Source organism: Nocardia terrae (assembly GCF_009760405.1).
Taxonomy (GTDB): domain Bacteria; phylum Actinomycetota; class Actinomycetes; order Mycobacteriales; family Mycobacteriaceae; genus Nocardia; species Nocardia terrae.
On the sequence record NZ_WRPP01000001.1, the window covers coordinates 438,996 to 461,088 of the forward strand.

The window sequence follows — 22,093 nt, forward strand, 5'->3', positions numbered from 1 at the left end:
CGACCATGACGCAGGTCACAGCGTCCGACAGGTAAAGGAAAATATCGTCTTTTCACTTTGTCGGCAAGCAAACGACCGGTTTCGTTTGTCCGGCAGGTGTGGGGCGCCCCCGGACCGGCAGCGGTGGCAGTCGCTCTCGGATTGCCGGTACATTCGGGCGCGATGAAAATGGTCTTCGTTTCACGGTTGGTGGTTGTGCACGGTCGAATGCCCGACAGTCGGTGTGCTGGATGAGCGCTCCCATCGGGGGAGTGCGACGACTACGTCGATCGCGAACACGGGGGCCACGCGTTCAGACCTTGCCGCAGTTGCTGTCGGCGGCCGTGGAGGCCAATGCGGAGCGGCCCGCCCTACGGTGTGCGGGAAAGTTGCTGACTTATGCCGAACTCGACAGCCGATCCTCGCGCCTGGCTCGGGCCCTGATCGCTCGCGGACTCGGTCCCGAGGACCGGGTCGTGGTCGCCCTGCCGCGCTCGATCGATTCGGTTGTCGCGATCTGGGCGGTCGCCAAGTGCGGCGCCGCCTACGTTCCGGTGGATCCGTCCTATCCGGCCGATCGGGTGCGGCACATGCTCACCGATTCGGGTGCGGCCGTGGGAATCACGCTGATGGAGTGGCGCGGCGCGCTCGGCGCGGGCCTCGAATGGTTCGAGCTCGACGCCCCCGCCCGCGTCGACGAGCTCGCCCGGGCGGCCGATCATCCGGTGAGTTACCTGGAGCGCGTGCGCGAATTGCACGGTGATCACGCCGCATACGTCATCTACACCTCGGGGTCGACGGGAATCCCCAAGGGCGTCATCGTGACTCACACCGGGCTCGCCGGCTTGTGCGCCGAGGCCGTGCGCCGCTTCGGCCTGACCCGGGACGCCCGGACCCTGCATTTCGCCTCCCCGAGTTTCGACGCGGCGATTCTGGAACTGCTGCTGGCCGCGGGCGCGGGCGCGACCATGGTCATCGCCCCGCCGGGCATCTACGGCGGTGACGAACTGCTCGGATTGCTGCGCGAAGAGCGTGTGACCCATGCCTTCACGACCCCGGCGGCCCTGTGCGGAACCGACCCGGTCGCGTTGCCGGAGCTGCGGGCCCTGCTCGTGGGCGGCGAGGCGTGTCCGGCGGAACTGGTCGCGCGCTGGTCCGCCGATCACGCTCTGTTCAACCTCTACGGCCCGACCGAGACCACCGTGGCCGTCGCCATGAGCGACCCATTGACCGCCGGTGCGGCGATTACCGTCGGCCCGCCGGTGCCGGGTGTGACGGCACTGGTCTTGGACGCACGACTGCGGCCGGTGCCCGACGGTGCGTCCGGCGAGCTCTACTTGGCGGGAGCCGCGCTCGCCCGCGGGTACCACGACCGCCCCGGGCTCACCGCCTGTAGTTTCGTCGCACTCCCGGGTGGCGACGGTCAGCGGATGTACCGCACGGGCGACGTGGTCCGGTGGATCGTCGGCGTGACCGGCCACCGGGAACTGGAATACCTGGGCCGCAACGATTCTCAGGTCAAGATCCGGGGATTCCGGGTCGAACTGGGCGAGATCGACGCCGTGTTGGCGGCCGACGAGTCGGTGTCGTTCGTGGCCACCACCATTCGGCGACTACCGAACGGCGAGGCCGCCCCGGCGTCCTACGTCCTGGCGGAAACCGGTGCGACCATCGATGTTTCGGCGCTGCGCGAGCGTGCCCGCCGCGCCCTGCCGCGCCATGCGGTGCCCGCGGCCATCGTCGTCATCGATCGGATTCCGTTGACTCCCGCCGGGAAACTGGATCGGGCCGCGCTGCCGGAGCCGCGGTTGGAGGTGCGGGAGTTCCGCGAACCGGTCGGCGCGACCGAACGTGTGATCGCGGCGGAGTTCGCGCAGCTGCTGGGCATCGACCGTTCCTCCTCTCAGCGCTTGGTCGGCGGCACCGACGACTTCTTCGAGCTGGGCGGCAATTCGCTGGTGGCGATGCGCCTGACCGCGCGATTGAGCGCGACGTTCGGGTTCCGGGTTCCGGTGGACCTGGTCTTCGACCATCCGACGGTCGCCGGACTCGCCGCCGCGGTCACGGCCGACCCGGGCGATACGGCCGTGCGGTACCACGATCGCCCCGCCCTGACTCCGCGGACGCGCGGCGATCGGGACCCGCTGTCACCGGCGCAGCAGCGAATGTGGTTCCTGGCCAGGCTGGATCCCGGCTCGGCGGCGCAGCACATCAGCATCGCCCTGCGGCTGTCCGGCGTCCTCGATGTCGCGGCGCTCGGTGCGGCGGTCGGTGATCTGTGCGAGCGGCACGAAGTGCTGCGGACCGTGTATCCGGAGATCGACGGCGTCGGGTACCAGCGGGTGCTGCCGCTCGAGCGGGTTCGGTTCAGCCCTGTGCCGCAGGCCATTACGGAATCCGACCTGCCCGGGGAACTGATCGCGTTGGTGTCCGCGGGCTTCGACGTCACCCGCGACGTGCCCCTGCGCATCGGCCTGTTCCGGTTGGCCGACGCCGAACATGTGCTGGCGGTGGTGGTGCATCACATTGCGGCGGACGGTTTCTCGCTGGCGCCGCTCACCCGCGACCTGGCCGTCGCCTACGGTGCGCGCAGCCACGCACAGGCTCCGGCGTGGACCCCGTTGCCTGTGCAATACGCCGATTACGCGATCTGGCAGCGCGAATCACTGGGCTCCCGCGAGGATCCCGATTCCCTGCTGTCGCGGCAGCTGCGCTATTGGCGCGAGACGCTGGCGGGACTGCCGCCGCTGCTCGAGCTGCCGACCGATCGTCCACGCCCGCAGGCTCTCGGAACCCGGGGCGCCACTTACGGTTTCGAGGTGGACGCCCGATTGCGCGACGCACTCGAACGGCTCGCTCGGGATCGGGGCGCGTCGCTGTTCATGGTCGTGCACGCGGCGCTGGCGGTCGTGCTGGCGCGGCTGTCACGCACCGGCGACGTCGCGGTGGGCACTCCGCTCGCCGGGCGCGGCGAACGCCAGCTCGACGATCTGATCGGCATGTTCGTCAATACGCTGGTGTTGCGCACCGGCGTCGACGGATCCGAGCCCTTCGCGCGACTGCTCGACCGGGTGCGGTCGACGGACCTGGACGCCTTCGCGCACGCCGACGTGCCGTTCGAATCTCTCGTGGAGGAGCTCGATCCGCCCCGCACCGAGGCCCACCATCCGCTCGTCCAGGTGCTGCTGACGTTCCAGAACCTCGGCGAGCAGGCGCTGCGACTGCCCGACCTGACCATCGCCGGAGTCGATCTGGCCGACGAGATCGCGGAATTCGACCTGGAATTGACCGTCGTCGAGGGCGGTGCGGGCGACGGACTGCACTGTGCGTGGCGGTACGCGACCGAGCTGTTCGACGAGTCCACCATCGCGGTGCTGGCCGAGCGCATGGTCCGGGTGCTCGCGGCGGCCGCGGCGGATCCGCAACGGCCGGTGGGTGATCTGCCCTTGTCGGCGTCGACCGAGCCCGCCGCGGTGACCACGGGGTCTAGCCTGTCGCTCGAGGCGCCGGAAACGCTGCTCGAGCCCTTCCACGCGCAGGCTGCCCGCACACCGTTCGCGGTCGCGGTGGTGGGCGAGGACCGGAGCTGGACCTATGCCGAGTTCGCGAGCTGGGTGAACAGCCTTGCCCGCGAGCTGATCTCGGCCGGTGTCGGGCCGGAGACCCGGGTCGCGGTGGCGATCCGGCGGTCGCCGGAGATGCTGGCGGCGATCTACGCGGTGCTCACCGCCGGCGGCGCCTACACACCGATCGATCCCGGCCACCCCGCCGATCGCATCGCCCACATGATCGACACCATCCGTCCGGCCTGCGTGCTGACCTCGGGCGCCGAGGCGGTCGAGTCGGACCCGACCGTGCCACGGCTACGCATCGACGGACTGGAAGCGCAGGGAAATGGAGCGCTGTCGGCCCACGCGGCCACCCCGATCACCGATGCGGAACGGATTGCGCCCCTGCGGTCCTCGAATGCCGCGTACGTGCTCTTCACCTCGGGTTCGACGGGCCGCCCCAAGGGCGTGACGATCACCCACGCGGCGGTGGCGAACCTGATCTGCTGGATGCGTGAGCATTACGGTCTCGGACCCGGCGACGCCGTCCTGCACAAGACACCGGTGACCTTCGACGCCTCGGTCTGGGAGCTGTTCCTGCCGTTGCAGATCGGCGCCCCGCTGGTCATCGCCCGGCCCGACGGGCATCTGGATCCGGACTACCTGATGGCGACGGTGCGCCGCCACGGGGTCACGATCCTGGACTTCGTGCCCTCGATGCTGGCCCTGCTGCTCGAGGACGAGCAGGTCGAACTGCCCACGGGAGTGCGGTATCTAGCGGTCGGCGGCGAGGAACTACCGCCGCACGTGGTCGAGCGGCTCCGGAAGCGGCACCCGGCGATCATGGACAACCAGTACGGCCCGACCGAAGCGACCGTCATCTCGACCTTCCACCGCTGCGCCGACGCCTACCACGAGCGGGTCCCGATCGGGCGAGCCGTCCCCAATACCGCCGCCTACGTACTGGATTCGCGACTGCACCCGGTCCCGGCCGGGGTGGCCGGGGAGCTGTATCTGGCGGGGCGGCAGCTGGCCCGCGGCTACGAGGCGGCGAGTGGCGAAACCGCGAGCCGATTGATCGCCGACCCGTTCGGCCCGGCGGGCTCGCGCATGTACCGCACCGGTGATCTCGCGCGCATGCGGACCGACGGCGTCCTGGAATTCCTGGGCCGCACGGACTTCCAGCTGTCGCTGCACGGCCTGCGGATCGAGCCCGGCGAGGTCGAGTCGGCGCTGTGCGAGCATCCGGCTGTCGCGCACGCGGCCGTCGTGGTGCGCCGTGCGCAGCTCATCGGCTACGTGACGCCGGTCGCCGGGGGAGTGGTGGACACCGGCGCGGTGCTCGCTCTGGCCCGGGATCGATTGCCCGGCTTCATGGTTCCCGCCCAGCTGGTGGTGCTCGACGCGTTCCCGCTGGGTACGTCCGGGAAGCTGGACCGTTCGGCGCTGCCGGAGCCCACGTCCTCGCCGCGGGAGTTCGAGGCTCCGATCACCGCGGACGAGCACGCCGTCGCGGCCGTCTTCGCCGCGGTACTCGGCCTCGAGCGGGTCGGCCGCACCGACGACTTCTTCGCCCTCGGCGGCACCTCCCTGACCGCGATCCGGGTGCGCGCCGCACTGTCCGAGCGGCTGGAATCGGATGTGCCGCTGCGGCACCTGTTCCGCCACCCGCGGGTCGATGAACTGGCCGCGGCCCTGCGCGACGAGCCCGCCCCGCCGGCCGACCACCCCGATCCCCGAGCCGATGCCCTGCTCGACCCGGCCGTCACCGCCGCGGGGTGCGCTCCCGTCCGCCCGGGCGAACCGGCGGCGGTGTTGCTGACCGGTGCCACCGGATTCCTCGGCGTCTTCTTGCTCCGCGAGTTGCTCGAACGCACCACGGCGACCGTGCACTGCCTGGTGCGGGCCGAGTCGCCGACCGCGGCGCGGGCCCGGATCCTGGCGGCCGCCACCGCCTATCGGATCGACCTCGCCCCGTACACCGAACGGATCGTCGCGGTGCCCGGCGATCTGGCTGCGCCGCGCCTGGGCCTCGACGCCGGACGCCACGCCGACCTCGCACAGCGCGTCGACGCCATCTACCACAACGGCGCGCTGGTCAACCATCTCGAACCGTACGAACGGATGCGGGCCGCGAATGTCGGCGGCACCGTGTCGATCCTGCGCCTGGCGACCACGACGCGCCTCAAGCCGGTCCATTACGTCTCGACCGCCTCCCTCCCGGACCTCGAGACCGACCCGCCCGCCGACCTGCCGGGCTACGTGCAGACGAAATGGGTGGCTGAGCGCCTCGTCACCGCCGCGGCCGAGCGCGGCATCCCCACGGCCGTCTACCGTCCCGGCCTGATCACCGGCGACACCCGGACGGGTGCGGGCAGCCCCGACGCCTGGTGGACCATGCTGCGCGCGATGCTGATTCTCGGCCTGGCCCCGGACCTCGGCGATATCGAGGTCGAGATGGTCCCCGTCGACCATGTGGCCGCCGCGATCACCGGTCTGTCCCGCCATTCCCGCCCGGGCGTCTTCGACCTGTCCCGGCCGGCGACGGTCTCGCTGCGAAAGCTTCTGGAGCAGATCCAATCCCGGGGATACCGGGTGGAGGTGGTCGATCCGGAGCGGTTCGGCAAGGAGCTGGCAACCGCCGCCGAGCAGCGCGCCGCCGCCGGTGACCACACCCTGTCCCGGGCCGCCGCCCTGGCGATCAACTATGCCGGCGGCCTCGCCTCGGCCCCGTGCACCCTCGACTCCCTCGCCACCGCCGCGCAACTGGATCGCATCGGCATCCGCTGCCCGGCCGTCGATGCCGCGGTGCTGGATCGCTACCTCGAATACTTCGTCGGCACCGGGTATTTCCCGCCCGCCCGATGAGGCGACGGCCGGGGTTTGTCGGTGGGTCGCCGTAGGGTTGCGTGCATGAGCATTTCGGGGTGTCGGTGCGCAAGCTCGGACGAAATCAGTTGCGCGGCCGGTGGTTCGGATAACAGAGTATTCGTCGTCAGCGATTCAGGAACAGGGTCATGGGGAGTGGCCCTCCGGGGGAAGGAATGAATTTCATGAACCGCAATACGATTCGCGGTGAGCAGCGCGGACCCAAGTTCGCGAAGAGCAGTTTCAGCTACGGCGGGGGCGATTGTGTGGAGGTCGCCTACCACGAGGGACAGATCCTGGTGCGCGACTCCAAGGATCGGCACAGCCCCACGCTGTGGTTCACGAAGTCCGAGTGGCGCGCGTTCACCTCGGGTGTGCGCGCCAGCGAGTTCGACTTCGGAGACTGACGTGAAGGTGGTGTCGCAGCGAGTTTGCTGCGACACCACCACCCCCACGTGCGGTCGACCCCTCGACGACCGCTGGAAAATGGTCAATGGGTTGCGATGCGCTGGATTTCGTCCCGAAGGTCGGTGAGGAATCGATGGGCATCGGTGTCGAACAAGGCCATTCGAGTCAAGGCGTCCCAGCGTCTGCGGTGGGCGTCGACGAGTTCGGGGCCGCGCGTGACCATGCTGCCCGAGATCGGTTCCGCGGAGGCGAGGGCGTGGTCCTCGCTCTCGTAGATGACGAAACCGTGCGGGATGGTCGTGCTGGCCTCGATATCCTGCGGAATCACCCCGATGGTGACCGTATCGAGGGTCTCGATCGAGATGATCCGGTCCAGCTGGGCCAGCAGTATGCGATGCGGTCCGGGCCGAAAGCGCAGGGCCGCTTCGGTCATCAGGAATTCGAAGCGCTTGGCGGGGTCGTACAGCACCCGCTGGCGATCCAGCCGGGCGGCGAGCGCGGCCGCGAGCGCGTCGGGCGAATAGGGCGGATCGAAGCTGGCGAACACCCGGCGTGCGTAGTCGGCGGTCTGTAGCAGACCCGGCACCAGGGCGGGCTGGAAGTTGCGCACCACCTGTGCGTCTTCCTCCAAAGCCCTTACGTCGTCCTGTAAGTGCGGGCGATCCGCGAGCGAGGACGCCCAGTCGCGCACCTCGGGCGAATGCGCCGCCTCGGTGAGGCCGCGTAGCGAACGCTGGCAATCCGCGTCCGCCCCAACGGCTTTCGCCCAGTCCAGGACCTGCGGTAGCGGGGGAACCACATGCCCGGCCTCGATCCGGGACAGTGTCGACTGACTGATACCGACCCGTTTGGCCAATTCCCGACCCGAGATTCCAGCGATGTCCCGCAGCCGGCGCAGCTCCACGCCCAACTGCTGGCGCGGCCGCGACACGCGCGCAACCGAATTCGCGGCGGGTGTCGCCGCCGCGGTCGCGCCCTCTGCGGGTTGATTCACTGGAACCATGATGATTCAGATCGAATCATCTCTATTCACCTGAGTCAAGGTTCGGCCGGTCACAGCCATGAATCAGCCGTATTTTCACAGGTCGAGCATGGCGGCGGCGATGCGGTCGGAGGCGGAATCGCGCAGCGCGGTACCCATGTCGTCGAGGACGAGCAGTCGCGCGCTGGGGATTTCGGCCGCGAGCGCCTCGCCATTGCCGACCGGGAAGAACGGATCGGCGCGGCCGTGCACCACGAGCGCGGGCACGCCGAGTTCGCCGAGCCGGTGCCGCCAGCGCGGCGCACAATCGATGCGGGAGAACACCATTCCGAGTTGGTTCGCCGCGTGCACGGCGGGATCGTTCGACGGTGTGCGGTCCCAGATGCGCACCGCCGTCGCCCGAGCCTGCTCTGGGTCGTTGCCCAGCAGCCCGGCCCCCGCGGCGGCGAACGCCGCGACAGCGTCGCGATCGGTCCAGTCCGGGAGCGGGCGGGAGAAGAGCGCGCTCATGACGGCGGGGTCGTGGTCGGGCAGGTCCGCGTCGGCCGGGCCCGGCGCCACCGGTCGCGTGCCGACGAGCGTCAGCGCGGAGAACGTTTCCGGGTGGTCCAGCGCGGCGACCTGAGCGACCATCCCGCCGACGCCGATTCCGCCCAGCTGCGCGGACCGAGCGCCGAGCGCCTCGACCAGCGCGGCCGCGTCGGCAGCCAGGTCCCGCAGCTCGTAGCCCGGATTCTCCGGATCGAGCGTCGTCGAAGCGCCGCAGTCGCGCAGGTCGTAGCGGACCACCCGCCGCCCCGCCGACGCGAGCCGCGCGCACAGTCCGTCGGGCCACGTCAGCATCGTCGTCCCGCCGACCAACAGGATCAGCGGATCGTCCGCCCGCCCGAAGTGCTCGGTCCCGAGCTCCACCCCGTTCGCCCGTACCGAGGTCACACCCGACCCCGACGCTCCCACCATGCCGAACTCCTGTCTGTCGGTACACCCGGAGGTATCGACGACGGGTTCACCCGAAAATCATCGGTCCGGCCGCAGGAAAGAGCGTGAGGACGGGGGATGAGTCGACTAGTCGACCCGGCACAGCCATTCGGTGCCGTAGTGCGCGGCGTTGCCGCCATCGAGGTGGACCCAGTGTCCGCCGTTGTCGCAAGGCTCGCCTTCGACGTGCGCGGGCGCGGGCGGCGGGGTCGCGATTACGCCGGGCAGACCGCGGAACACGCCGTCGGGCAGGGGAATCGAGATGCCGGGGACCGGCTGCCACACATCGGCATTCGCGGTGGCCGTCGTGGCGAGCGGAAAGACGATGGCTCCGGCCGCCGCCGCCGTCAAGACTGTCGCAAAGCGCTTCATTCCCGGTCCTCCTGCTGAATCGGCTCCAAAGATCGGTCGGGACTTCCCAACCGGGCCGATGTCCGACACCGGCCACAGGAAGATCATCGTCCGTGGCCACGCCGAGCATTAGCGAATTTATGGCAAACCGCTTGATGATCCGTGCTACATCTCCGCTATCGAGTGCGGTGGATCACTTGCTGTCCAAGCGCGGGAAGAGCAGTTCCCGCACCAGGAGCATCAGGCTCGCGGCGACGGGAATCGCGAGCAGCGCGCCGAGCACGCCCAGGATCGAACCGCCGATCAGCACGGCGACAATGGTGACCACCGCGGGCACCTGGACGGTGCGTCCGATGATGCGGGGCACCAGCAGGTAGTCCTCGATCCAGCGCAGCACGATGAAGAAGGCCACGGTCGCCAGGCACACCGGAAGCGAAACCGTCAGTGCGACAAGGGTGATGATGATCCCGGCGAGCGTGGATCCGATCAGCGGGATCAGGTCGAGAACCGCGACCAGTACGGCGAGGACGAGCGCGAACGGGACGCCGAAGGCGGCCAGCCAGATGAAGGTGAGCACGCCGGTGATGAGCGAGATCAACAGATTGCCGAGCACATAGCCGCCGACCTTGGCCAGGATCGCGTCGCCGATGAGGATGGCCCGGGGGCGGCGGGCATTCGGGAAGAACCGATAGAGGTTGGTGCGCAAGGAGGGGAAGTTGGCCGAGAAGTACGCGGTGAGCACTGCGACGATCACCGTGGCGGTCAGCGCGCCGAACACCACTTTGCCGGCGCCGACGAGTCCCTGCGACAGCTTGCCGAAGTCGGCGTCGACGCCGCGACTCAGCTTCTCGTCGAGGTGGAAGCGATCGGCGGCCCGGTGCACGACCGGGTAGCGGTCCTCGAGATGGTGGAGGCTGTCGGGCGCATGGTGAATCAGCGCCTGGCCCTGATCGAGCAGTGGCGTGATCGCGGCCCACAGGAAGACGGCCAGGCCGCCGAGCGTCACCGCGAACACCAGCGCCACGGCGAAGCCGCGCCGGACATGGTGGCGGCTGAGCCACGACACCGCCGGTTCGATGCCGATGGCGAGGAACAGCGCCGCCACCACGAGCAGCAATGCCTGGTGGGCGGCGAGGACCACCCGGACCGCGCCGACGGTGACCAGCACCCCCGCGGCGGCCATGAGGCCCATCATGAACGGCGAACGCCGGTCGAACCTGCGTCCGGGCTTGCCGAACGGGTTCGTATCGCTGGAGAGCCGCGCGGCACGCTCCTCCGCGGACGAGATGGTCGCCGGTTCGTCGTCGGGGCGCGGCTGACCGACCCAGCGACTGTGGTGCGCTTCCTCGCCCATATCCGTCATTCGAATCCGCTCGCACGTATGGCCCGTCGACGTCGAAGCCGATGCGGCACAGTACTTCCGGTCGCATCGTCGATCATGTCCTGCTCGTGCCGACTTACCCCGGATGCGGGAGGTGAAACCCGGTTACGGAGGGGAATCCGGGGCCCGTCGATCGACCCGCGGCGGGACGATCTCAGGGCTCCCGCGGCTCGTCGTCCGCGCGCTGGGGCGGCGTCGTATTCGACTGGCGCAGTGTGGCGTTGGCATTCTCGAGGACGGAGTTTGCGGCGCGGAGCGTGCTGTTGGTGTCCTCGAGGTCGAGGATGCGGCCGATACCGGCCAGGTTGATGCCCTGCTCCGCCAGGGCGGCGATGCGCACCAGCCGGGCGAGGTCGTCGCCGCTGTAGCGGCGGGTGCCGCCCGCGCTGCGGGTGGGTGTGATCAGTCCGTGCTGCTCGTACAGGCGCAGGGTCTGCACCCCGACGCCGGACAGTTCCGCGGCGACCGAGATCGCGTACACCGCTTGCGCCGACGTCGGAAGGTGGTCCTGTTCGCCTGCCTGCATCCCGAAACCTTCCTCTGCTCACGCGCTGTCGAAGTTCAGATTACCTCTCTCAGAACCTTGCACTCACCTATGCCGAGTGCTAAAAAATATCTATGTCAGATGGCATAGGTTATCTGACAACCCTTCGATCGAGATTGGAGTGAGTTGGAGGTGGCGACCATGCTGATGCGCACCGATCCCTTCCGTGACCTGGATCGTTTGACTCAGCAGGTGTTCGGCACACCGGCCCGTCCGGCCGTGATGCCGATGGACGCCTGGCGCGACGGAGACGAGTTCTTCGTGGAATTCGACCTGCCCGGTATCGACCCGGACACCCTCGACCTGGATGTCGAACGCAATGTGATCACCGTGCGCGCCTCGCGCCCGCAGCTGGACCAGAACCGGTCGATGATCGCGGCCGAACGCACCCGCGGCGAATTCAGCCGGCAACTGTTCCTCGGCGAGAACCTGGACACCGAGCAGATTCGCGCCGACTACCTCGACGGGGTGCTGCGTCTGACCATTCCGGTCGCCGAGCAGGCCAAACCTCGCAAGATCGAGGTCGCCCGCCACAACGGCAAACACCAGGCCCTTCCCGCCTGACTCGCCGGGCGTCGTCCCCTGCGCCGGTCGGTGACCACGTTGTGAAAGCGAGGTGATGCCAGGCAGGAATGGTAACGGACACTGCATTCTCGCGCGGGGCGGGAAGCGAAACCTAGGGCCCGCGTCGAACACCGCGGCGGTGGAACATCTTCGGTGCACACCTGGCCGCCGCGGCAGGCGCGGGCCCGTGCGGCCCGCCCCGCGCGGGATGAATCATCAAGAGCCGGTTGGCTACTCGGTTTCGGCGGAGGCGTCCAGTCCGAGCATCTTCAGCAGGAAGGCGCAGTCCTCGGCATCGAGGGCATGGCCGGCGACGGTCAGGGCTGCCTGGGCGTTCTGTTTCTCGCACGCGGCTTTCTCGGCGGCGCGTGCCGCACCGAACTCACTCTGCTCGTGCTGGAGGGTGGTCTGTCGTGCAGAGCTCATTGGAATACTTCCCGCCGATGGCGCCGGATCACCGAATCCGAATGACGCGGGCCGACTACCGCTCACCCTACGGACTACTCCTCACCTTCGGACCACCGACCCGGCTGGAACGCACACATTTTCACCCGACATGCGACGAGGGCCCCGATCCGAATGGATCGGGGCCCTCGTGTCGGGGTGGCTGACGGGACTCGAACCCGCGACACCCAGGCACAAGATCGCAGGATTTCTGGGGGTCCCCGGATGCCCTTCGGTGTCCCGCAGGGGAGCGAAATTCGCTGGTGCAGAGTGCATTTCAATGGTTGTGCATGTCCCTCGTCATCCCTGCCCGTCCCGCGGTGTCTGCGCTCAGAAGTTGGTAATGAGTTGGAAAGGTTCGAGTCCCTGTCCCGGGTTGTGCCGCTATCGCCGAATGTCGGGCTTCGGTGTGTCGTGGTTGCGACACGCCGACGAGTTTCGACGTTGAGCAAACGAGCGGCTACCGCATGGGTCTTGCCTGTTATCGGGGCAGGAAGCGGCGTCTACCAGCTGCTTGTACGGACGGTCGATGCGCCATGAATGACGCGGAGCGTGATGTATTGATCCGGAAGCACTTCCTCGAGTACGGCCGAGTTATCGAAGCTGGCGAGAAGGCGAAGGACGCCCGGCTGCAACTTCTCGTGCGGCTGCGGGCCGTCGACCCGGACTATTACACGCAGACTCGGCTGGCTGGGTTGTCCGGCATGTCGCAGCAGAACGTCTCGTACCTATTGGCGAAACCGTCAGCTGCCTAGGTGGTTGGGTATCTGAACGAGCGCTGGCCGACTGCTTGCCGAGAGTGCAACTGTCGGCGAGCGCTGTCCCCAGCCATCTGCTGCGGTGTGGCGCGCCGACAGTGGTGATTGATCCCCAGGGCTGGATCCGATCACCTGCTAGCGGCAAATGCGGCATGATCGGTATCTCAGGTTGATGCTTCGCGAAGAGGGTGGGGAATGATGGGGCAGTCGGCGCCAGCTGTCTACATGTCGCGCATCCATACTCCAGGTTGTGCGTGGACATACTCATCCGAGTGCACTGACCACTTCGCTGAGCTTCGCGCAAAGGACCCCGAGGCTGCGGAGTTGCTTGAGGCGAAGGCTCGCCGTGCGTTCACCCATGGCTTCCCCGCGACAACCAACAACGAAAACCCTGATCGGAAGGGCTACCCGACCCATCGTTGCCCTGTCGGTGAGCGCGTCGAGCAACTCCCGGATCTAAAGTTCGATGCCGAGCGGCCAATGCCCTGGGCCGGCGAACTGTACGCCATGTCTGAGGATGAGCGCACGATGTATCGGCTGTACTTCATCGAGCAGCGCCCGGGCTGGGACAAGCCGACAGATCTGATCATTGGCAGCGGGATAGGGGTGAAGCCTGTGAGCGAGTCGAGCGACTGGGCTAGCGCCGACCAGACCAAGGACATACACGACGCGATGGACTCAGGGGTCACGAGGTGCGAGAACGTTCGTGCGCGTTGGCGACGCTGGAACTCGGCTTGATACCGTTTGCGTTATAAAGCACGCGAAGGTGCTAGGAATGAGGCATCCTGTGTCCAGCGGGGAAGGAGATGACGCACATGGAGATGTTCCCAGGCATCGAGAACCCGACTGATCGTGATCGCGTCGGTCTCATCGTCGCTGAGGAGCAGTTGAATCTGATCCTTGGCTTGCGGGCAATCAGGATCCAGCGCGGGATGACTGTGACCGAGGTAGCGGATGCTATGGGTGTAGATCCATCGCAGGTATCCAGATTCGAAAGCGGTGGCACCAACCCCACTCTGTCCACCATCAGGCGCTACGCCAAGGCTGTGAGGGGCGTCTTTCGTGTCGAAACACGCACCTTGGAGCAGGACCAGGCCGGAGCCGGACAGAACGTGGTCGTGGGTCAGTTGCTCGCCTCGGTGCCTCGTGATGAGCCAACGAGGTCGGGTGGGTCCAGCTCGCTTTGGGGCCTGTCGATGCAAGTAAAGGTCGTGTAATGGTGCTGGCCAAGCGGGCGACCGGTGGTGATGTGATCTGGATGTGCCGCGCCGTGCAAAGGGTGGAGAGCCAAGACAGCGACGACGCGGTACAGGACATCTACGAGGCATCAGTCAAACCGAGTCTGGGACGAGATGCACAGGTGAACGACGCGCCTATCCTCGACATCCGCGGACGTCTCGCACTCCGGAATGACTCGATCGACGCGACCTTCGAAGTAGTTACCCGATTCATCTTCGCAAACGACCAGGAGATGCCCGAGATCGAGGAAGTACGAGAGTTTCTCCGCGACTATGGGATTGACTACACATTTGGCTACATCCGCGCTGCTCTGGCGGACGATCTTCGGGTCTTCGGTCTGCAGGCTGGGGTCCTGCCTGTCACCGCCCTCGACGAGGTCAGGTTTGCAGATCTGGTCGCGGTGCACGCACCCGGAGCCTGAAGTTAGGTGCGACATTAGCCTTGAGCAATTCCGATGCAACTCCGTAGCCACGGCAGTCGGCCTTGGCTACGCGATGGTCAGCTGAGGGCTAACCATCGGCTGTGCCGGCGACACGCGTGACTTCGGCGGTGCTTGTCCGATCGCGGCACCGTTGGCAGGATTGCGCTCGGCCGGATGGCGGCCACTCCCGACACCGCGCTGCCCCAGCCTTGGCGGTGTCACTGGTGGGATAGAGGAGCTCTAGGTCCGCCACACCCGACCGCTGACCACTTCGTGCCCACCGATTGGGCGCGCCGATCACGATTCGGGCGTTTCGGGCAGCGGCGTTCGGGATGGTCGATGCCATGGTCCATGGGGGACGTCTTGCGCGGCGAGTTCGCACGCGGGCTCTCTACACGGGTGAGCCCTACAGTGATTTGAAGGGCCGCACTGTTTTCGACAACGTGGTGCCGATTCCCATGGCGGCCACCAAAGATCAGGAGTTTCTGGAGTCCGAGGTCTTGCGGACCTTCGGCGGCTACGGAGAGTGGTTGGCGCATCCGGTCGGAATTGCAAGGCTGCGCTTGGCGTCCGATGGCTCGCTGGCAGTCTGGCTCGATAGCCACGCCGAAATGCACCCGATTCGGAGGCCGCCAGAATGGTTGCCCGGCACGATCTTTCCGTTCAGCCAAACCCTCGTTGGGATGTTGCTCCCACGGGTCCGGCCGGATGGGGAGCTCTCGGGGATCCCGCGCTTGCGGCTTGTGTCTGTTAGGGGCGGCGATCTGATCGTGTCGCTCGTCGGAACCACCAGCCGCATGACCCTTCACGGAGCCCCCGGAACCCAGTGGAAGGCAGACATAGCGGAGTTTCATAGGACGCTGGATCTCTCGGGCGAGACACCCCTGTGGGCGTCAGGCTCTCTAACTGCGGCTGAACGCGAATTCGAACGAGATGTCCCAGGTGTGACGAGGAGCGCACACGATCTCGCCTGGCTCGGAAGTGGGCTTCTTCGTCGGGTTGCCCTCTTCCATACGGTGAATTCCGCTTACCGCACCAGATTCTGGACGAACCCAGATCGCAAGACCGGCGGTGAATGGATCTTCGAATTTGCAACTCGACGTGACGTGCCCGTCGAGCATGATGCCTTCATCGCCCGCCTCACCGATCGGCAGTGGGGGCTGCCCCTCGCTGTACGGCATCACTTCTGCATGTGCGACCACGATGCCCTTTGGGATCGGGAATGCAGCTACACCCTTGCACATACCGGCGATGAGCGGGGGCGTCTCCATCTACGCTTTCAACACGTGCGTAGGGATGCCGATGAAAACGACCATGCACGTAGAGATTTCGCTGAGATCGGATCCAGCGAGGCTTGGCTCGACAGGGTCTTGCCGGACCCGCCTGGACGAGAAGCATCAGTAACCGACGATGTTCGGGAACGTCGAAAGCAATACTGGCAGAGAGCTATTGAAAGCCGGCACCGTTCACGGTAGTCCGCATGGTAGGAATCTGAATGTCGGTTTCGCTAGCCGCGGTTCAGCAATCTGACGGACTGGCGACCCGGACGGAACTTCAACCGTCGGGGACAGTGAGGTGCAGGTAGTGAACAAGACGCAGGAATGCTCCACCTCGGGATGCGCAAACGCGGCTGCGTTCACTACCCGTACGAAGCCCGCTTGGTGTGGGACGGTCCTGATGCATGCGAGCCAGTTCGGGCCCGATCTATAACTTGCAGTCGGGACACCTCAAGCTTCGTCGCCTAGCGACACGTGCTGACCACTCGTGTCCCTTGTGGCAGATCCACCAAACCAACTTGTTGCTGGCCGGCCGCACCTGATCAGGCGTCAGGGTACCGTTGCGGTTCGGATGCCACTGGAGCGCGATTGTGGGGTACTTGTCGGCGAAGGATTTGCCAGGTTCCGGGCGGGAGAGTTTCTCAGCGACCTTTCGGTACCTGCATCGGGGGCATCCGTGGCCCGATGCCCTTGTTGACACCGCCGCTGTCCAGTCGTGCCCGCAGTTCGAGCACGACCATACAAACCTTGTATGGGTACCCGGATGAACCTGGTCCGCACGCACCCCATCGTTCTTTGCAGGGTCGAATTCCGCTGCCAGAGTGGGATTCTTCGTTGCAAGGCTTACTGTTCGATGTTGGTGGATCGCCTTCCTGGCGTCTGATTCGCCCCATGTGTCAGCTGAGGTACGGTAGTCGTTCAATCGATCAGCGACATATCCCCGCTTCTCCAGTGAGCCAAGCACTTTGAGCGCTACGGATTTGATCGATTCAGTGGGAGACACGAACACCTCGTCTCCACCCAGGCCGTGGAGTGGAAGTTCCCTTACCCGAAGGACTGTCCACCCGGCCGATGTCAGTGCAGCTGATTGTGCTCGGTCTTGTCGATCCAGACCTCGGTGGAAGCGCACGCCGTCGTACTCGATGATCAGGTTGAGGGATGGGATGACGATGTCGCAGCGCACCGGTCGCCTCCGATTGACCGGAATTGGTGGATGGCCGTGAGACACAGGTAGTCCCGCTGCCGCGAGTTCATACTCGAGACGAAGTTGGCGCGCCGATACACCGATCAAGGAACATCGGGGACAATCGTCGCCCCGCATGGTCCGCTTGTACGGTGGAGTAAGCCAGGCATGTTCGTTGGCCCGGCATTGCCACCAACGCTTTTGTCTCCCACCAGGGTTAACATCAGCGGCAGTTAGCTTCCCGTTGAGGGTGGGATGCCACTCGGCAGCGATTTCAGGGTATAGATCGGCCAGGGATCGGCCTGGCTTGGGTGTCCTCTTCGAATCACTCCGTCGTGACTTCGCGCATTCGGGACACTGCTCATTGCGAGTGCGGTCGGCAGGAGCAACCTCCCATTCGTGACCAGCGGCGCATATCCACCATCGCGGTGTCTTGCTGTACGGCCTGACGTTCGACGGCTCGCAGTCGCCATTGTGGGTAGGGTGCCACTCTGCCGCGGCAAGAGGATGCTCATCAGCGAAGCTGTGGCCGGGTTTAGGTGTGGCTCTTAGAATACCGCGACGCACATGCCAACACTTGCGGCACCCCCGACCCTCCCGAGCCCGCGAAGTCACGACGGTCTCCCACTCGTTTCCGCACACAGGACAGAGCCACCATGCTTTGGCTCCGCTGCCGGGCATTACATCGCTCGGGGTGAGCTCGTTCCTGGTTGGGTGCCACTCCGCTGCAAGATGAGGAAGCAGGTCTGCCAGTGATTTACCGGGCTGCGGCGTCGCCTGGGTGCGCGCACGACGAGCAACTGCGCATTCGGGGCAACCTCGACCGAGCTGAACCCTCTTCTGAAGCTTGGACGCCCACTGATGTCCACAACTCTTGCACTGCCACCACGCTCGAAAGTCGCTGCCAGCGAACACGTCCCGGGGAGTGACATCTCCGTTGAGCGTCGGGTGCCACTCTTCTGCGACCGTGGGCGCTCGATCGGCTAACGAACGGCCCACCGGCGGCGTCGTGCTCATGGTGCGCCATCATGCCACCACCGACCGACATAACTCCTCGGCTCGATCATCGTGATCGGGTTGATGGCGTCAGCGGCCAAGCGGCACAGGTGAATCCGAAGCTAGACCTGCAGCTGCATCGCGAGCCTGAATACCCTTCCGCGAGTTTGAATATGCGAGACATTCCTGGAAAGAGTTGCCCGTTGGGGTTCGCCTGCTACAGCGCTCCGTCGACGATGCCGAGCCACAGGTAATCGCGCGCCCGCGTGACGGCGACCAGCTGGCGGCGGGCGGCCAGCTCGTCAGCATCCTGTTGGGAGGCGGTTCTGCGGCGGGGTCGTTCGCCGGGGAGTACTGGACGGAAAACCGCAGGAAATTCGAGTCCCTTGGCTCGTTGGACGGTTCCGACCTTCACTGCGTTGACGTAGCTACCGTCGTAATCTTCGAGGAGTTGAGTCGCAATGCCGTCGGTCTTGAGCACGCGTAGGAATCGGTTTGCCTCGGTATTCGTGCGTGTGATCACGGCGATGTGACCTCTGGGTACGGTGAGCGTTCGGAGGGCAGCAATCAGGGCGGCGTCCAGCTGATCGTCGGGTCCTTGCCATTCGTCGACGTGGCCGCCGTCGAGCACACCTCGTGCATCGCGCAGCGCTACTCCGGCGCCGCCGTCGAGATCGTCGACGGCGTTGCGGGCGTCGATTCCCTTGGCGTAGGCAAGGATCGCGGCTCGGTTGCGATAGTTGACGTCCAAGGTCTCACTGCGGCTGTGGATGTCGAACCCTGCGTCCGACAGCCTCCACCCGCCCGGGTACACCTGCTGCTGGCCGTCGCCGACGAATAACAAGGAGTTCGGGGTGCTGGCCGCGATCTGTCCGATAAGGCGCAGCCCCAGCAGGGTCACGTCCTGAACCTCATCGACGGCCACCATCGCGTACGGCGGGTCGAGCGGACGCTGCCGGAGCTCGGCCAGGGCCGCGTCGATCAGATCGTTCGCGTCGTGGATTTCCCGCTTGCGGCAGATCTTCTCGTACTCTTTGAAAAGTTGCCATACGAGAGGACGTTGGTCTTCCCGGCGCAGCGGCAGGCCCTCTCGACCGGTGCGCACCAGCGCCTTGTAGTCGTCGAACTCGGTGATGCCGCGGCCCTTGATCAAGCGGTCGATTTCATCGGCCCAGTATTCGAGGTTGGGCTCGATCCCGGCGAGTGCCCCGTTCTCACCTCCCACATGCGACCAGGCCAGCGATAAGGCCGTGCGTGCTCGGGTGGGCTCCATACGCATCGGTTTTCCACGCCCACGCAGGAATTGGCTCGCCCAGGCATGGAGTCCGATGAACTCGACCCGATCGGCGACTTCGGGGGCGAGTCGCATGAACGGTGTTCTATGGCATGCGGGGAGGGAACGTACGAAGCTGGTCATCAGCAGCTTGCCGGTGCTCTCTCGCGCGATACGCGCGAGGCGATGCAGCGCGACCACTGTCTTGCCAGTGCCGGCCGGTCCGCTGATCCGCGCCGGGCCGTTGTAGTTCGCTCGGACGAGCGCGAACTGATCGGGGTCCAGAAACGACAGCCAGGTGAGTAACGGTTCCGACAGGGCGCGCTCACGTTGGTCGGAGATCGTGTCGGCCTCCTCGAACAACCCCTCTTCCTCGACAGCCGGGCTGGTGGCGGCCACGGCAAGATGGACCGGTCGGTACTCGGATTTGTCGGCGATGCTCTTGGCAACTTGCTCGGCGTCACGTTGCTCAAGGACACGTCCAGTGAAGAACGCTCGTCGCACACCGCGTTCATCGGCGACGATCACCCGTGGGTCCACATGCCCCAGATCGGTGCCGACCGGCACGATCAGTGCGACGCGAATCGTGTTCGCTACGAACACGTTCGAGCCAACCGCCAGACGATCGAGGACGCGCTGGGCGCGACCACGGATGGTATCAATCGTCTGCCGGGTGGGTGCGCTGGTAGTGAACACCAGCGCGAATACTCCGCCGCGGCTGACGAGCAGCGCGTGTGCACGTCCCGCCGGGACATTGACGATGGGGTCACGCAGCAACAGATGCGCACCGCGCTCCATCAGCATGCCTGCGAACACACTTCGGTAACCCGCAGGAAGACCGGGCACTGCGTTCAGTACGTCGTAGACGCGCTGTCGCAAGATGTCCTGGGCACGGTCAGAGCTTCGACTCATCATTCCCTCCCTGCCTTGCCAACCCCTTGGCAAGATCCATCACCGATAAGGCTACAGGTGAGTTGGATTGTGATGTCACCAATTGCGGTCTATCACAGTGTATTTGGCAATCCGAGGCATCTCTGCATCTGATCACCTTGAGATCTTCTGCGGCTGAACAGGTTCGGCGGCAATACTTGTAACCCGTTGGTCCACGGCATGGTAAATACGATTGGAGTACTCACGATCGAGAGCGGTGGGGGTCTAGGTGGACGAGCTCGGGCGGGCGGGTAGTCGTGAGAAGCCTTGTCGAATAATGCGATACGAGTACACTCGGCCGGTGGACACGGCCTTGTCCTGGCGTCGCATCTATCTGGATTGCGACGAGCTGCCGATTCGCCACATCGACCTGTCGTTCGGCATCAACTACGTTCGTCGACCGGTCAAGGACGGACGGCGCGACATGTTCAGGCACTGTTTGGAATGGCCTGCGCTGCTGCCCACCCAATTGAAGGATCTCGTTGCGCTGCTGAACGAGGCGCTGGTGCTGCCGATGACCGAGGAATTCGATGCACTGCTCGCTCTGGATTGGTACAAGATCCCCGACGATGACCTGCCACCAGAAGCATGGGACAACACCGAGGTGGGTGAGATGGTCCGACAGGCGAAGTACTTCGTCACCAACGCCTCTCGACAGCGGGCCGCCCGGAAGGACCTGGTTCGTCGACTTGCCGACGCAATGGTCCGGCACCCGGCGTTGAACTCCGCCTTCTACGTGGTGTCGGTACCTGGACACCAGGGGGACGGGACAAGCACTGGGGAGCTGATCGCGGCAGACCTCGCGGCCCGCACTGGCAAGACCCTTGTCTCCACAACGGGTCAGCCACGGCCGGAGCGCAAGGACGACCGGAGCGTCGATCTGGTCGGCATGTTCACCTTGCCAATGAAGTTGGACGCGCCGTGTGTCATCGTCGACGACGTCTATCGAAGCGGTGACACCATACGGCAGGTCGCGCGAGTGGCCCGGCAAGCCGGCGCACCACGGGTGTACGGGCTGGCCGCAGCCAAGACAATAAGGAGTTAGCCTCGAGTGACATCCGATAGGACGTTGCGAATCCTGGTGGCGTTCGAGCACTTCAGGACACCAGCCAAAGTGACTAGGGCACTGCTCGACCCCGAGCCCGAGATGTTGCGGCAGGTGTGGCGGGAAATGGGGGGTTCGACCCGTGCCGCATTGAGCCGCAGGTCAGAGGAGCTGGCCTCTCGCGGCGTAACAGCGGTCGGTGCGGACGATCCGTGTTTTCCCCGGGCACTGGTGGTCAACGACCGTCCCGTCGCACCTGCCCTGTTCTGCATTGGCGCAAGCCAACTCTTGACGGCGCAGGGAGCCGGGATCTGCGGAGCCCGAAACGCGTCAGCCCTAGGTCTCAAAGCTGCCCGTGCCAGCGGGGAGGAGGTCAGTAGCCGCGGGCTGACAGTCGTTTCCGGATACGCCAAAGGTGTTGATTCCGAGTCTCACCGTGCCGCACTCGAAAACGGCGGTGCCACGATCTTGGTGCTCGCCGAAGGCATCGATCACTTCCGCGTCAAGCGCGACCTCAGCCCGCACTTCGACCCCGAACGTGTCCTTGTCATCTCACAGTTTCACCCTGGACAGCCGTGGGCTACCCACGCCGCTATGACTCGGAACCGCTTGATCTTTGGGCTCGGAATGGCACTGATAGTCATCGAGGCTGGCGAGCGTGGCGGGACCCTGGCTGCTGGGCAAGAAGCGCTCAAGCGCGGTCGACCGGTCGTCGTCGTCAACTTTGGCGATGATGCCCCGCCGGGAAACCGCATACTCATACAAGCGGGCGCACGTGCTGCAACGTCGCGGCGTGAGCTCGGGGACGCTCTCGGCATGGTCGTTGCCCAAGCGAGAACCCTGCCGGAGCAAGGCAAGTTGCTTTGAGTTGCGGGGCGTCCGCGTAGGTTATGGCAGCGCTGTCTGTCGCCCAGTATTCGGAAT

General features: G+C 65.7%; 18 protein-coding genes. 9 read left to right on the forward strand and 9 right to left on the reverse strand.

What is annotated here, in order from left to right:
• Nucleotides 1–299 precede the first annotated feature (299 nt).
• A complete protein-coding gene (locus tag GPX89_RS01865; protein WP_198347222.1) occupies nucleotides 300–6,395 on the forward strand; it encodes a non-ribosomal peptide synthetase in 6,096 nt (2,031 codons plus the stop codon).
• Between the two features lie 185 nt (nucleotides 6,396–6,580).
• The gene (locus tag GPX89_RS01870) at nucleotides 6,581–6,802 is read left to right on the forward strand and encodes a DUF397 domain-containing protein (RefSeq protein ID WP_157354750.1); all 222 of its coding nucleotides are present in this window, start codon (nucleotides 6,581–6,583) and stop codon (nucleotides 6,800–6,802) included.
• 83 nt (nucleotides 6,803–6,885) lie between these two features.
• Here the strand turns inward: GPX89_RS01870 and GPX89_RS01875 are convergent, their stop codons facing one another.
• From GPX89_RS01875 to GPX89_RS01895, 5 genes are all read right to left on the reverse strand, one after another.
• Nucleotides 6,886–7,797, reverse strand: a complete 912-nt coding sequence (locus GPX89_RS01875; RefSeq protein ID WP_198347223.1) for a helix-turn-helix domain-containing protein — start codon at nucleotides 7,795–7,797, stop codon at nucleotides 6,886–6,888.
• An 84-nt stretch (nucleotides 7,798–7,881) separates the two neighbouring features.
• Nucleotides 7,882–8,745 (reverse strand): alpha/beta fold hydrolase, encoded by an 864-nt coding sequence (locus GPX89_RS01880; RefSeq protein ID WP_157354752.1) that lies wholly within the window; start codon nucleotides 8,743–8,745, stop codon nucleotides 7,882–7,884.
• A 105-nt stretch (nucleotides 8,746–8,850) separates the two neighbouring features.
• A complete protein-coding gene (locus GPX89_RS01885; RefSeq protein WP_157354753.1) occupies nucleotides 8,851–9,135 on the reverse strand; it encodes a hypothetical protein in 285 nt (94 codons plus the stop codon).
• Nucleotides 9,136–9,307: 172 nt separating this feature from the next.
• Nucleotides 9,308–10,468, reverse strand: coding sequence for an AI-2E family transporter (locus tag GPX89_RS01890; RefSeq protein WP_198347224.1), 1,161 nt, complete (start codon nucleotides 10,466–10,468; stop codon nucleotides 9,308–9,310).
• 181 nt (nucleotides 10,469–10,649) lie between these two features.
• Entirely contained in the window at nucleotides 10,650–11,021 is a 372-nt protein-coding gene (locus GPX89_RS01895; protein ID WP_157354755.1) for a MerR family transcriptional regulator, read from the reverse strand.
• Between the two features lie 159 nt (nucleotides 11,022–11,180).
• On the opposite strand from GPX89_RS01895, the gene GPX89_RS01900 reads away from it, so the two are divergent.
• The gene (locus GPX89_RS01900; RefSeq protein WP_157354756.1) at nucleotides 11,181–11,603 is read left to right on the forward strand and encodes an Hsp20/alpha crystallin family protein; all 423 of its coding nucleotides are present in this window, start codon (nucleotides 11,181–11,183) and stop codon (nucleotides 11,601–11,603) included.
• Between the two features lie 231 nt (nucleotides 11,604–11,834).
• Here GPX89_RS01900 and GPX89_RS01905 read toward each other — a convergent pair whose 3' ends face one another.
• Complete coding sequence (locus GPX89_RS01905) at nucleotides 11,835–12,029, reverse strand: hypothetical protein (RefSeq protein ID WP_157354757.1); 195 nt, start codon at nucleotides 12,027–12,029, stop codon at nucleotides 11,835–11,837.
• A gap of 554 nt (nucleotides 12,030–12,583) precedes the next feature.
• Between GPX89_RS01905 and GPX89_RS01910 the strand changes: the two genes are divergently transcribed.
• The 4 genes from GPX89_RS01910 to GPX89_RS01925 all read left to right on the forward strand — a co-directional run bounded on the left by GPX89_RS01910 (nucleotide 12,584) and on the right by GPX89_RS01925 (nucleotide 14,465).
• Nucleotides 12,584–12,802 (forward strand): hypothetical protein, encoded by a 219-nt coding sequence (locus GPX89_RS01910; protein WP_157354758.1) that lies wholly within the window; start codon nucleotides 12,584–12,586, stop codon nucleotides 12,800–12,802.
• 327 nt (nucleotides 12,803–13,129) lie between these two features.
• Nucleotides 13,130–13,543: a hypothetical protein gene (locus GPX89_RS01915; protein ID WP_157354759.1), complete on the forward strand. Its 414-nt coding sequence runs from the start codon at nucleotides 13,130–13,132 to the stop codon at nucleotides 13,541–13,543.
• A 68-nt stretch (nucleotides 13,544–13,611) separates the two neighbouring features.
• On the forward strand, nucleotides 13,612–14,022 hold the full coding sequence (locus GPX89_RS01920; RefSeq protein ID WP_157354760.1) for a helix-turn-helix domain-containing protein: 411 nt from the start codon (nucleotides 13,612–13,614) through the stop codon (nucleotides 14,020–14,022).
• Nucleotides 14,022–14,465: a hypothetical protein gene (locus tag GPX89_RS01925; RefSeq protein ID WP_157354761.1), complete on the forward strand. Its 444-nt coding sequence runs from the start codon at nucleotides 14,022–14,024 to the stop codon at nucleotides 14,463–14,465. Before GPX89_RS01920 ends, GPX89_RS01925 begins: the two co-directional genes overlap by 1 nt.
• A 902-nt stretch (nucleotides 14,466–15,367) precedes the next feature.
• Here the strand turns inward: GPX89_RS01925 and GPX89_RS01930 are convergent.
• The 3 genes from GPX89_RS01930 to GPX89_RS01940 form a co-directional block, all read right to left on the reverse strand.
• The gene (locus tag GPX89_RS01930; RefSeq protein ID WP_157354762.1) at nucleotides 15,368–15,736 is read right to left on the reverse strand and encodes a hypothetical protein; all 369 of its coding nucleotides are present in this window, start codon (nucleotides 15,734–15,736) and stop codon (nucleotides 15,368–15,370) included.
• Nucleotides 15,737–16,169: 433 nt separating this feature from the next.
• Nucleotides 16,170–17,942 carry a zinc-ribbon domain-containing protein gene (locus GPX89_RS46170; RefSeq protein WP_157354763.1) on the reverse strand — a complete coding sequence of 591 codons (1,773 nt, stop codon included), beginning with the start codon at nucleotides 17,940–17,942 and terminating at the stop codon, nucleotides 16,170–16,172.
• Between the two features lie 196 nt (nucleotides 17,943–18,138).
• A complete protein-coding gene (locus GPX89_RS01940) occupies nucleotides 18,139–19,998 on the reverse strand; it encodes a UvrD-helicase domain-containing protein (RefSeq protein ID WP_157354764.1) in 1,860 nt (619 codons plus the stop codon).
• Nucleotides 19,999–20,425: 427 nt separating this feature from the next.
• Between GPX89_RS01940 and GPX89_RS01945 the strand changes: the two genes are divergently transcribed.
• Both GPX89_RS01945 and GPX89_RS01950 read left to right on the forward strand, forming a co-directional pair.
• Nucleotides 20,426–21,169 carry a hypothetical protein gene (locus GPX89_RS01945; RefSeq protein WP_157354765.1) on the forward strand — a complete coding sequence of 248 codons (744 nt, stop codon included), beginning with the start codon at nucleotides 20,426–20,428 and terminating at the stop codon, nucleotides 21,167–21,169.
• 24 nt (nucleotides 21,170–21,193) lie between these two features.
• Nucleotides 21,194–22,036, forward strand: coding sequence for a DNA-processing protein DprA (locus GPX89_RS01950; RefSeq protein WP_157354766.1), 843 nt, complete (start codon nucleotides 21,194–21,196; stop codon nucleotides 22,034–22,036).
• Nucleotides 22,037–22,093: the final 57 nt, after the last annotated feature.